This window comes from Chlamydiota bacterium (assembly GCA_016178055.1).
Lineage (GTDB): Bacteria > Auribacterota > JACPWU01 > JACPWU01 > JACPWU01 > JACOUC01.
Window position 1 is genome coordinate 40,149 of sequence record JACOUC010000017.1, and the last position, 11,885, is coordinate 52,033.

General features: G+C 42.0%; 11 protein-coding genes. 8 read left to right on the plus strand and 3 right to left on the minus strand.

The features are described 5' to 3' along the window. The first annotated feature begins 110 nt into the window (after nt 1-110). The 8 genes from HYS07_02350 to HYS07_02385 all read left to right on the plus strand — a co-directional run bounded on the left by HYS07_02350 (nt 111) and on the right by HYS07_02385 (nt 8,319). The gene (locus tag HYS07_02350; protein ID MBI1870016.1) at nt 111-614 is read left to right on the plus strand and encodes a purine-binding chemotaxis protein CheW; all 504 of its coding nucleotides are present in this window, start codon (nt 111-113) and stop codon (nt 612-614) included. Next, nucleotides 611-2,011 carry a methyl-accepting chemotaxis protein gene (locus HYS07_02355; protein MBI1870017.1) on the plus strand — a complete coding sequence of 467 codons (1,401 nt, stop codon included), beginning with the start codon at nt 611-613 and terminating at the stop codon, nt 2,009-2,011. The genes HYS07_02350 and HYS07_02355 overlap by 4 nt, the downstream gene beginning before the upstream one ends. A 28-nt stretch (nt 2,012-2,039) precedes the next feature. Continuing rightward, nucleotides 2,040-4,313, plus strand: coding sequence for a hybrid sensor histidine kinase/response regulator (locus HYS07_02360; protein ID MBI1870018.1), 2,274 nt, complete (start codon nt 2,040-2,042; stop codon nt 4,311-4,313). Between the two features lie 149 nt (nt 4,314-4,462). Beyond that, nucleotides 4,463-4,831: a four helix bundle protein gene (locus HYS07_02365; protein ID MBI1870019.1), complete on the plus strand. Its 369-nt coding sequence runs from the start codon at nt 4,463-4,465 to the stop codon at nt 4,829-4,831. Between the two features lie 89 nt (nt 4,832-4,920). Beyond that, a complete protein-coding gene (locus tag HYS07_02370) occupies nt 4,921-5,973 on the plus strand; it encodes a chemotaxis response regulator protein-glutamate methylesterase (GenBank protein ID MBI1870020.1) in 1,053 nt (350 codons plus the stop codon). 1 nt (nt 5,974) lies between these two features. Continuing rightward, nucleotides 5,975-6,484, plus strand: coding sequence for a chemotaxis protein CheW (locus HYS07_02375; protein MBI1870021.1), 510 nt, complete (start codon nt 5,975-5,977; stop codon nt 6,482-6,484). After that, nucleotides 6,477-6,851 carry a response regulator gene (locus HYS07_02380; GenBank protein ID MBI1870022.1) on the plus strand — a complete coding sequence of 125 codons (375 nt, stop codon included), beginning with the start codon at nt 6,477-6,479 and terminating at the stop codon, nt 6,849-6,851. The genes HYS07_02375 and HYS07_02380 overlap by 8 nt, the downstream gene beginning before the upstream one ends. Before the next feature lie 16 nt (nt 6,852-6,867). Continuing rightward, complete coding sequence (locus HYS07_02385) at nt 6,868-8,319, plus strand: tetratricopeptide repeat protein (protein ID MBI1870023.1); 1,452 nt, start codon at nt 6,868-6,870, stop codon at nt 8,317-8,319. A gap of 216 nt (nt 8,320-8,535) precedes the next feature. Here the strand turns inward: HYS07_02385 and HYS07_02390 are convergent, their stop codons facing one another. The 3 genes from HYS07_02390 to HYS07_02400 all read right to left on the minus strand — a co-directional run bounded on the left by HYS07_02390 (nt 8,536) and on the right by HYS07_02400 (nt 11,854). Then, a complete protein-coding gene (locus HYS07_02390; GenBank protein MBI1870024.1) occupies nt 8,536-9,000 on the minus strand; it encodes a hypothetical protein in 465 nt (154 codons plus the stop codon). A 14-nt stretch (nt 9,001-9,014) separates the two neighbouring features. Continuing rightward, on the minus strand, nt 9,015-10,331 hold the full coding sequence (locus HYS07_02395) for a hypothetical protein (GenBank protein ID MBI1870025.1): 1,317 nt from the start codon (nt 10,329-10,331) through the stop codon (nt 9,015-9,017). 302 nt (nt 10,332-10,633) lie between these two features. Continuing rightward, nucleotides 10,634-11,854, minus strand: coding sequence for a type II secretion system F family protein (locus HYS07_02400; GenBank protein ID MBI1870026.1), 1,221 nt, complete (start codon nt 11,852-11,854; stop codon nt 10,634-10,636). Nucleotides 11,855-11,885 lie beyond the last annotated feature (31 nt).

Here is an 11,885-nt window from a genome sequence, read left to right on the forward strand (position 1 = left end):
GTAGGTGGAGAGATAAGTCAATATTAATATATCAATGAACGTCCCTTGTTTTCTTATAGAAATGTTGTATGTTGGTATGTAGGGGTTTAGTATCCCGATCTAGGTGGAAAATGAATTGTCCAGGGCCTGAGATTCCATTGACGGATGAGGACCTCTATGGAGAGGAGAACAAGGTTGAGGAGGCCACTGAAGAGTTTATTTTGTTTCAACTCGGCCAGGAGTGGTACGCTGTTCCTGTTAGTGCAGTGGTAGAAATTGTTCGAGTAGGGCAAATAACCTCTTTGCCGTCGGCACCCATTCATATTATCGGAATCACCAGTCTTCGAGGAAACATTATTTCTATAACAGACCCCAAGCGTCTCTTGGGTCTTCAGGCAGTCCCGTTAACCCATAAAAATCGCATCATTGTTATTCAAATGCAAGATGAGCGCACGGGACTCCTTGTTGATGAAGTGTCTGCGGTTATGAACATTCCTGTCAGTAGTCTTGAGCCGCCCCTTGAGACATTGACTCCTGCGCAAACAGAATTCATTCAATTTACCTGTCATTGGCAAAAGCATTTGATGGCTATCCTTAAAGTTGAAAAATTATTATCACGGGAGGGGAAAAAATGAATCCTTTAAAGAAAATTACTTTAGGACAAAAACTGATGTGGGGAGGTGGAATGATTGTTCTTCTTCTCATCATGATCGTATTAATGGTTTATCATGAAATGAATGTGCTCGACGACTATGTCAATGAAGAAAAAATGTCTTCCAAGGTTCTTAATAAAGCAATTTTATTAAGTGCCGAACAGCAAAAACTGGATAAAATAGTTTTGCAATACGCCTCTTTTTCTGATCCAAAACTGGTCGAAGAAATGAATAAAAGGTGGACCCGCAACGATGAATATCGAAGAGATTTAGGAGAATGGACTCGACTGCCGGAGGTGATTCAAGCACTCAACGCCTATGAAAGACTCATCGGGCCGTTGAAGGAATCCCAGAAAGCATTCACAGCTGCCATCGACGCAAAGGTAAACCCAGAAGAGATTCACACAATGCTTGCTGAACGTGGCAAGCTGGAAGAAGAAGCACAGGCCTATCTTAATACTGTTGTCAACATTGAAAACAATGCAAATGATAGAGCGATGGATGAGGGTAAACAGCATCGAGACGCTCTCAAGAAAAAAATTTATCTTTTTATTGGCATCACATTATTACTCGCTTCAGTTCTTTTAATCGTTCTTTTCTTGACCACAGTTCCTGTGATGCGAGAAGCAATGACTCAAATTGCCTTTTCAACGAATCAATTACAAATCACAGCTCAGGAGCAATCCTCTGGGGCGACCGAGCAATCATCCACCATAGCAGAGGTTACCTCCACGATGGAAGAGCTTGCCCAGACGGCGAGTCGGATTGCGACAAATGCCCAGACATTGGCTCATGCGGTTGATGCCTCTTTAAAGGGCATGCAGTTGATCAATGAAAAAGTGGATGCAATGGCAAAAAGAATGATGAGCTTGGGAGAAAAGTCTCAGTCTATTGGTAATATCACCAAGATCATTGATGAACTTGCAGGGCAGGCTAATCTCCTTGCGCTCAATGCATCCATTGAAGCAGCAAGAGCTGGAGAAGGGGGTCGAGCCTTTGCGATCGTGGCCTCCGAGGTTCGAAAACTTGCTGAACGCTCGAATGAATCAACCCAAGATATTCGAAATCTTATTACTGAGATTCAAGGAGAAACCAATGCAGTGATCATGGGGGTTGAAGACTCGACCAAGACAGCAGCGAAGGGGTTAGAGCAAATTAATCAAACCGTTTCTGTGATTAAAGAAATAACGCTAGCAACTCAGCAGCAGAAATCAGCGAGTGATCAGATTACCCAAGCGATGCGCAACATTGATGAGGTCGTGAAACAATTTGCTACTTCGAGTAAACAGACTGCCGCTGCGGTAGAACAATTGAATCGTCTCTCTGGACAGGTAAAAGTCATGGTTGGAGGATTTAAAGGGAATTACAGAGGAATGTGATACGCGTGTAACGAGGTATGTGTAAAGTATGAAGCCACTAGACAAATCTCAGTTTATGGCTGTATTTAAAGCAGAGGCCAAGGAGCATATTGCCAAATTGAATCAGGGATTCATCAGGCTTGAGAAGAATCCCCATGAGGTTCAAGTCATTGACGAAATTTTTCGCTCGGCTCATACGCTGAAGGGTTCTGCTCGGATGATGGGAGAGCGTGAGATTCATGACATAGCCCATCAACTGGAAGATCTTTTGGAAAAAATTAAGCAAGGTGAATTAAAAGCGACTCCTTCCCTGACCGATCAAGCATTAAAGGCCGTAGATATCATAGAAAAAGTCCTTCAAGAAATGGGAAAAAACAACCCAAGTTTGATCGACGTCACAGAGGTTTGTCAAGCACTGAATCAATATATCACAGAAAAATCAGAGTCATCCGAAGAGGGCCCCTCCGGTCCAAAACTAAAAATTCAAGCAATATCCGAACACAAGGGGAGCCAGGAATCGAAGAGTTCTATCATTTCTGAAAAAAGCGATCCCATAGAACTCGAGGAATATATCCGCATTCCTGTCAGTCGTGTCGATACCCTTTTAAGTCTTGTAGGGGAACTTATGATCAATAAGATTAAATCCTCCTACAAAATGGCGGCTTTTCGGCAGTTGACTGAAAGGGTAAAAATTGCTCAGAAACGCCTCGCAGAATTATTAGAAAAATTGGGAGAGGGTGAACTTTGGAAGGGTAGAGTCAAAAAAAGTGATTTTGATCAACCCATGCATCAATGTAATTTTGATTTAGAAGAATTGAAGCGTGGAATATTAACGTTAGCGGATCAATTATCCACAGAAACTGTGCACTTAGATCCTGTGATTGACGAACTCCAATTCAAAGTTAAAGAGCTTCGCATGATGCCCTGTGCCACCATCTTTGAAGGTCTGGAAAGGTTGGTGCGTGATGTGGCCAGAGAAGAGAAGAAAGAGGTAGAATTACTGATTGATGGAAAAGACACGGAACTTGATAAAAAGGTTCTCGAGGTGTTAAAACCGTGCTTGATTCATCTCCTGCGTAATTCAGTTTCACATGGGATTGAATCGCCTGAAGAACGCAAGAATAAAGGTAAAGAGGCAACGGGAATCATTCATTTAACGGCAGCACATCAAGGGAGTAGGGTTTTGATTGAGGTGAGCGATGACGGACGGGGTGTTGATCTCGAGCAGGTCAAAGAGGTTGCTTTGAAGAAACATATTATAAAACCAGAGGAATTGAATGGGATGGATGATCGAGAGGTGATGAACCTTATTTTTGCTCCCGGATTTAGCACAAGTCCGATGATCACAGACATTTCAGGACGGGGTGTAGGGTTAGACGTTGTTCGTAAAGAGATTGGAGAGCTCAAGGGTGAAGTCAGCGTCACGTCTCAAGGTGACAAGGGAACACATATTGCGATTAAACTTCCGCTTACGGTAGCCATCATGAATATTCTTTTGGTAGAGGCTGAAGGTCAAACATTTGGCCTTCCACTCCTATCTGTGGAAGAAATTGTATCTGTCAATCCTAAAGATCTTGAAACACTTGAAAATAAAATGACCATCCAATTTTGCAATCGAACCGTACCAGTTATAAAACTTGCCGATGTTCTTCAACTTCCGAGTAAGCCCACAGAAGAAGGATCTCCTAAAGAAATTTCTGAGCGTTGGCCTGTACTCATCGCTCATTTACTGGAGAGACGTATAGGTTTTCTGGTGGATCGTCTGGTGGGTGAAGAACAGATTTTTTTTAAAAATTTAGGAACACACATTGGGAAACTCAAAAATATCAGTGGGGCCACACTTTTGGGGACGGGAAAGGTTGTTTTAATTTTGGACATGACCGAGCTTATTCTTTCAGCAAGGCTTGCGAATACCTCTGCCCAGCCCAAGGAAAAAAAAATTACTTCTGAAAAACATCATCAGCGAATTTTAGTTGTAGAGGACTCTCTTACGACTCGGGAGCTTGAGCGGGGGATTCTACAAGCACAAGGATATGAAGTTGAGACTGCGGTGGATGGTATGGATGGATTGGCAAAACTGTCTCAGGGAAAATTTAATCTTATTGTCAGTGATGTTCAGATGCCTCGGATGGATGGATTTGAGTTTTGCAAAACCCTTCGCCAGAATCCTAATTATAAGGAACTCCCTTTTGTTTTTGTGACGGCCTTAGAAAAAGAAGAGGAGAAGCGCAAAGGAATTGAAGTGGGCGCCCAGGCCTATATTGTCAAAGGGGCGTTTGATCAATCGAATCTTTTACAAGCGATTGATCAGTTGGTGGGATGAAAATTGTGTAATGTGGAATGTGTAACGTGCGATGTGGAATGTGGAAGGTGTGATGTGTAATGTGTAACGTGCGATGTGGAATGTGTAATGTGCGATGTGTAATGTGCGATGTGTAATGTGCGATGTGGAATGTGGAAGGGGAAGGTGAAATGGGAAAAGATTATAAGTTTGATTTTGAAAGATTGGAGGTATATCAGAAGACTTTGGAACTGATACGAAAAATCTTTCAGCTCATGAGGGTTTTGCCAAGAGAATATCAATATTCCCTAGCTGACCAACTGCGAAGAGCAGGGCTCTCAATTCTCAATAATTTAGCTGAAGGGAGTGGTCAGCTTTCTAAGAAAGAGAAAGGACGATATTATAGGATTTCTCTCAACTCGAGTCGAGAATGTATCCCTATGTTGACATTATTGTGGCAAGAGCATCAGATATCACCTAGCACGCATCAAGAGTTGCGAGAAGAAATTGTGCATATTGCTAACATGTTAGGCAAGCTCATCGGAAGCCTCAACATCTAGCAATTTTCACATTACACATTACACATCGCACATTACACATTACACATCACACATCGTATCATCGCACATCTTGTGAAAGGGAATTATTTATGAATAATGAATCAATGTCACCCATTCGTGTTCTTGTCGTTGATGATTCATCCCTGTCATCAAAGATGATCGTATCCCTTATCAGTTCGGATCCATTTTTAAATGTCGTAGGTATCGCGTCTAATGGGAGAGAGGCTGTTGAGCTTGTTTCTAAACTAAAGCCGGATCTTATTACGATGGATCTTAAAATGCCCGTCATGGATGGTTTCGAAGCGACAAAGCAAATTATGGCATTTAATCCTACACCTATTCTTATTTTATCCTCTTCGGTTTTTAAGGACGGAATGAATTTGGCTTTTAAAGCCTTGTCCTACGGTGCTCTGGATGTCATGGATAAGAGTCGGATTGAAGTGTCTACTGATTTTATTGAACGCATTAAAATCTTGGCCCGTGTTAAGGTGATCCATCATCCTATGGGTAAGTTGGAAGAGATGGGAATACCGAAAAAACATAAAACGCCAAAAGATTTGGAAGGCGGTAAAATTGTGGCCATTGCCGCTTCTACGGGGGGTCCTCAAGCCTTACAAGTGCTGTTGCGTTTACTTCCAGAAGATTTTCCATGTGGAATTGTGATCGTGCAACATATCGCGGAAGGTTTTGCTGAGGGTCTGGCAGCGTGGCTGGATGACGACTGTCAGATGAGGGTAAAGGTAGCAAGGGAAGGGGAACACATTGAACCAGGGGTTGTGTATTTTGCCCCCACAGGGTTTCATACGCGGGTTGAGATAGGGGGTATCATCCACCTCGTAAATGAGACGACGGAGTATGCTAACCATAAACCTTCTGGAAATATCCTTTTTGAGTCTGTCGCGAAAGTTTATGGGGATCAAGCGATCGCAGTTATTTTAACAGGCATGGGGAAAGATGGTGCCGACGGGCTTAAACGAGTCAAGGAAGCCCATGGCAAAATTTTTGCGCAAGATGAGGCGAGCTCCATTATTTTCGGAATGCCGAAGGCAGCCATTGATCTAGGTATTGTGGATGAAGTATTACCTTTGAACCGGATCGCAGAAACTATTTTGAGAGAAGTAAGGTATCAAGGAAAAATGTGAAATGAAACCTATGAAACCGCAAATGAGTCAATTTTTAAATGATTCTCTACTACAGGTGGTGGTCTTTAGCCTGAAAAATGAGTCGTACGCCCTTCCTATCTCTCAGGTGAGAGAAGTCTTGAGTCTACAGGAGATCACTCCCTTACCTCAAGCCCCATCCTTCATCGAAGGGGTCATCCATGTCCGTGGGCGCATCTTTGCTGTAATAGATTTGCGCAAGCGCTTCAATTTAGGAGGAGAAGAGACGAACCCAAACACACGCATCATTGTTGTTAGGCTCTCAAAAGCACTCGTAGGTTTTATTGTGGATACGGTGGATGAAGTGTTGTCCATTTCCAAGGCAGCAATTCAAGAAGCCCCTGAAATGGCCATGGCAACACATCACTATTTTTCAGGAATTACGAAAGTAGAAAATCGTTTAATCCTACTCCTAAATGCATCAGCTATTTTTTCAGGGAAAGAAGAAAACGAGCTTGCAGAGGTTCACGCAAAGGAGGAGATCCATGGCTAAGATTCTCATCGTTGAAGATAGCCCAACCATTTCACTTTTTTATCAAGAACTTTTTAAAAAAAATGGATACGAAGTTCTGGTCGCAAGCGACGGATTAAGTGCCCTTAATTTAGCGACAAAAGAAGTTCCCAATCTTGTCCTTTTAGATATTATGCTCCCGGGTATGAATGGGATTAAGGTCTGTGCAATGTTGAAAAAGAGCGAGGTCTTAGAATCGATGAAAGTTGTCATGTTGACAGGAAATCCTAATGAAAAAGAGCTGGGAAAAGAGGTAGGAGCTGATGAATACCTCACCAAAGATTGTGAGCCTTCACAAGTCCTTAAAGTTGTTAAACGCCTTCTTCTTAAGCCGGACAATCCTTTATAAATAAAAAGGAGAAGAAATGTTATTAGATCGATCAAAAATCTCAAAACTTTCTGATGCAGACTTTGAATCTTTCCAAACGCTCTTGATTCAAGAATGCGGGTTTTTCTTTGATCCGAATCGTCAGGAACTTCTCTTTTCAGGTTTAAGTGATCGTATGGCTAAGCGGCACATCGATTCTGCAAAGGAATATTACGATTTTATTAAGAACCACCCCGAAGGTGAAATTGAAATAAAATCACTCATTGATTTACTCACCATTGGTGAAACTTATTTTTTCAGAAATCCAGCCCATTTTGATGTATTAAAAGAGCATGTGTTACCTCTTTTTGTAAGAGATCGCTCTCACGGTTCTAAAACATTAAATCTCTGGTCCGCCGGTTCGTCTACCGGGGAAGAAATCTATTCGCTCGCCATCACGCTTCTTGAAACTTTGCCTGAGCCTGAAACATGGAACATTTCTCTCTTGGCAACGGATGTAAACCGGAATCATTTATTGAGGGCCAAAGAAGCCATTTACAGTGAAAGGGCTGTAAGACAGGTTCCTCCAGAGTGGCTTGAAAAATATTTTACTCAACGAGGAAGGAAATACATTCTTAAAGAATGCGTGAAAAAAAAAGTTCATTTTGAATATCACAATCTTATAAAAGATTCTTTTACACTTCCCGGCATGCAAGAAGTTGACATCCTTTTTTGTCGCAATGTCATTATTTATTTTAATTTAGAGACCATTCGAAGGCTTTTTAATCAGTTTGCTACTTGTGTTCGCGAACCCGGTTATCTTTTTATGGGAGAGGCTGAGACCCTTTGGACCCTTTCAGATCAATTCGTTCCTGTCGAATTTCCACACAGCATCATTTATAGAAAATCACCCCATCCGGGAGAGGAGATATTGAAACCTTTTGTGGATTTACCCCCCTTTGAGCTATTGATGTTTCAGGATGCTCTAACTCCTTCAGAGTCACTTCCTCTATCAACACCACTCCTCGAGCAAGGGCTTGCAGCCATGAAGCAAAAGAATTATACGCAGGCGGAACATTTATTGGATGAGGTTTTGCGCTTAAATCCTCATCAGTCATCGGCGCTCCTCGGAAAAGCTTCCATTCTCGCTGACCAAGGTCAATATGAATCGGCCGTGCCCATTCTATTACGGGTCGTCCAGTTAAACAATTTGTCGAGTCCAGGATATTATTTATTGGGAGCGGTCTATCAAAAACTTGGGAAAATGGATTTAGCTGTTGAAGCATTTCAAAAAGCCCTTTACGTCAATCCTTCTATCGCCTTAGCCCATTTTGAGCTTGGAAATATTTATCAATGTCAAAAACGAGTGAGCAAAGCTAAAAGGGAATTTCAAAATACCCTCAAAGCACTTGAGACTAAAGCAGATGAAGAGCTTATCGCTTTTTCTGAAGATATTACTGCAGGATACTTGCGAGCCGCCTGTCGTTGGCATCTCGATACTTACCACTAACATTCTAAACAAGTTATTAACACCTCGTAATATAAATTCTATAACTAACGTATTTACAATAAGTTAAGAAAATAAAACTCATTTATTTAAAAAATATAAATTTAACATAATATATATTATGCGACGTTAATTAATTTTTATATTTTGCTGATCTCATATCATTAATTTGAAAAATTAAAAAGTAGTTATCAGGTCAGCTTTATTGAATATTGAGTCTCATCGCAACCGATATCCCTCCTGGCCAGGTTTTTTTCCGTCAACGAGCACGACTTTAACGCTGTTGTCTACCTCGGAGGCTCGAACAATTCCAATAGCATTAGGAACGGCTGAGACAAATCTTTTCATGACTCCAGGAGAATTGATCTCCTCAGGAGGAAAGGGAATCTCCCCTCTAAATACCTTGTCAAGCAAAAACCTGTTTAGTCCTGCTTCGGACATTGTGTAAATTTCATCTAATACTCGGGCCCGCCCAACCCCCTCCTCTCCAGGGATCAGTACAACAATAATCTTACCATCGGGCCAAAATCTTTCCTCCATTTTGAAAATCTTAACAGCCCGATCCATCGACAAGGAATTTACAGGGTTGGAGGGATGAACAATAATGGCAATAGGATCATCCTGGGCTAGGATGATCAGCGGTATCCATAGCATGAAAATAAAAATGATAGTCTTTTTCATCATCGAAACCCTTTTTATTAAAAGTAGAATGATACGTTCACCGTTCCCGAATGAACAATAGATCCACTGTCTCCATCACTTAAGCTATACTCCGCCTTTATAGCTGCAAAGGTCACGATATCCCACCGCATCCCTATGTGGTGAGTAAGCACATCAATGGTGTTGGGCGCAAAAAAGGTGTCATCTTCGTCAAAATTCATATAATCAATGCGGTAGTAAGGCGTGAATTTTCCGAAATGACGGGCAAGGCTTGCATAGGCACCATAGTTATCAAAATCGCTTCCTGTGTCTTCATCATCGTGGAAGATGGTGCTAAATTCTCCTATGAGCTCCCAATTGTGGATGTCATAGACAACGTGGACGCCCGAAATTAACTCCTCCATCTCGCCGGGGCGGGCTACGATGCCTTCGTCCAACTGGGAGGAATCTGGGTCTGGATTGGAGGGGATTTTGTCGTACCAAATATTGAATCCTGCTTTAAGACCTTCCACTGCTTGCGGAGAAAAACGGAGCATGAGATTCAATGCCTTAGATGAATTCCGATCAATCACGTTGGTGATCTCCGTGGGGGTGCGGCCCCTTCCGTTCGCCACCGTAAACCAGTACTCAAACGGGAGAGGATCGATGTCAAATTTTCCCGAAGTCTCCAAGCCGACGTTGTGAGTGGGAAGAGGGCCGAAGTCATCGTCAAATTCAACCAGGGTAGGACGTCCAATACTGGTGTAATGCCATCCCCCATGATGGTAAGCCGTGTTCCAGTAACCGATCGGTGTATGCTCCCGACCTAGCTTAAATTTTAGGTGGTCATTAAACGTGTAGCGAACCCAGAGCCGCTCTTGATGCAATTCGGCTTCGTTATCGTCATCATACTGAATAACCGTTTCTCCTAACATATCGATACGATCGTCTATGGCCGCTATCACAAAAAGACCTAATTGGCCCAAGGCAAAATGATTATTTTCATCGTCTGCACTGTTCGCTGCTTTTTCAAAACGATAGGTCACATCAGAAAAACCTTGGAAACTTAATGAAGGATATTTTTGCGGCCGCCAATGCAGGTTCTCAAGCATGGAATCTATCCCGTGACCCTCTTTTTCAGGCTTCTCTATTTGCTCACTCAACCCACCCCCCAAAGTAGGTTGAGTAGAAACCGCCGAGGACGTGGCCACTTCGGGTGTTGACTTCTCTTTTAACTTTTCCTCTAAAGCCTCCATCCTTAATTTCATCATGCTCATTTCCTTCTTCAAATCCGATAATTCATCAGAAAAAATATAAGGTTGGCCGCATAAAGAAAAGACAACTACGATGATCAAGGACAAAGCTTTTATTTTCATCTTTTCCCCCCAACAATAAAAAAATGTTTGAGAATCAGGCTTGCTAGCCGTTAGTGAATTACAGGTTACCTGTCGCCAGTACCCGCAGACGTGTGACTATTTTCGTGATCGATAAAAAGGAATAATTTAGGGCTGAACGAGAAATACGAACCTGGAAGATCCTGAATCATTGAGGACCCTTTTATCATATACCTTAGAGATTATCATTTCAGTTGCTGACATGTCAAAAAAATTTCTTTCTAAACACCCGGACCCTTTCCTTTTCCATGTACACCTCTGGGCCGTGTCACAATGCCTTCTCATTACTGTTTTGCAATCTTCACAAGGTCAATCATGGGTAAGAATATGGCGAGCGCCAGAATGAAAACTCCACAGGCCAAAAATAAAGTAACCATGGGTTCAATGAGGGTGGTTAAATTTCGAATTCTATAAGCAAGCTCTGCATCATAATGACGTGTGATCTCTTCTAACATTTGATCTAGAGTGCCCGAACTTTCTCCTGTGGCAATTAAATGAACCACCATGGGAGGAAACCAAGGGCTCTTTTCAAGATAACTGGAAAGGGATTCCCCTGCCTCAACTCGCTCAGATGCAAGATGAATTTCCTTTTCAAAAGTATGGTTAAATAAAGTTGTCTCCATAATTTTAAGCGCCTTAACAATCGGGAGCCCGCTTTGATACATAAGTTTCAACATCCACGCAAATCGAAACAGGACAACCTTTTGAAAAAGGCTGCCGAAAATGGGAAGACGAAGTTTAAACTCGTCCCATTTTTCACGACCTTTTTCAGTTTTCATGTAAAGACGAATCACCATCAAGAGAAGCACAATGGCTAAAGCCAAAATACCGATATGATTTCTTAAAAAGGTGCTTGTATTAAAAACCCATTGAGTTGGGAGAGGTAAGTCTAAATGAAATTTACTAAAAATCGCTGCGAATTTTGGAATGACAAAAATAGTGAAGATAAAACTTGCGCTTACCATTGCACAAAAAACAATCACAGGATATCTCAGTGAAGATTTAATCTCTCGACGGGTTTTTTCTTCATACTCAAGAAAAATAGAAAGACGATCCAAAACCTCTGGTAAAACACCCCCTTTTTCCCCTGCCTTTAAAATATTGATATAAAGTTCTGAGAAAATTCTAGGGAAGTGCATCATGGCAGACGAAAGATCTAACCCTCCTTCAACTTCTCTTCGAATTCTTAAAAGGGCGTCCTTCAATACCGGAGATCTGACCTGTTCCACAACAATATCTAGAGTCTTAAGAATTGAAACGCCGGCCAATATGAGACTACGAAGCTGACGGGTAAATAAAATGAGTTCTTCCGCCCTCACCCGACCTAAAAATCCACGGAGGGTGCTTAACCACAGTTTCTGCCAATGGGCCTCTTCTCTTATTTTTAAAGGAGTATACCCTTGCCGTCGAAGAATGGATAAAGCCCGCTCGAGAGATTCTGACTCGAGAGATCCTCGGATTATTTTCCCTTCATCAGTGCATACGCGATAAATGAACTTGGGCATATTCTCCGCCATTCCCCTATGGGTCACCCAA

Bases quoted from the DNA above. Each gene is read 5' to 3' on its own strand.
- HYS07_02350 (MBI1870016.1), top strand. From the start codon at position 111: ATGAATTGTCCAGGGCCTGAGATTCCATTGACGGATGAGGACCTCTAT.
- HYS07_02355 (MBI1870017.1), top strand. From the start codon at position 611: ATGAATCCTTTAAAGAAAATTACTTTAGGACAAAAACTGATGTGGGGA.
- HYS07_02360 (MBI1870018.1), top strand. From the start codon at position 2,040: ATGAAGCCACTAGACAAATCTCAGTTTATGGCTGTATTTAAAGCAGAG.
- HYS07_02365 (MBI1870019.1), top strand. From the start codon at position 4,463: ATGGGAAAAGATTATAAGTTTGATTTTGAAAGATTGGAGGTATATCAG.
- HYS07_02370 (MBI1870020.1), top strand. From the start codon at position 4,921: ATGAATAATGAATCAATGTCACCCATTCGTGTTCTTGTCGTTGATGAT.
- HYS07_02375 (MBI1870021.1), top strand. From the start codon at position 5,975: ATGAAACCTATGAAACCGCAAATGAGTCAATTTTTAAATGATTCTCTA.
- HYS07_02380 (MBI1870022.1), top strand. From the start codon at position 6,477: ATGGCTAAGATTCTCATCGTTGAAGATAGCCCAACCATTTCACTTTTT.
- HYS07_02385 (MBI1870023.1), top strand. From the start codon at position 6,868: ATGTTATTAGATCGATCAAAAATCTCAAAACTTTCTGATGCAGACTTT.
- HYS07_02390 (MBI1870024.1), bottom strand. From the start codon at position 9,000: ATGATGAAAAAGACTATCATTTTTATTTTCATGCTATGGATACCGCTG.
- HYS07_02395 (MBI1870025.1), bottom strand. From the start codon at position 10,331: ATGAAAATAAAAGCTTTGTCCTTGATCATCGTAGTTGTCTTTTCTTTA.
- HYS07_02400 (MBI1870026.1), bottom strand. From the start codon at position 11,854: ATGCCCAAGTTCATTTATCGCGTATGCACTGATGAAGGGAAAATAATC.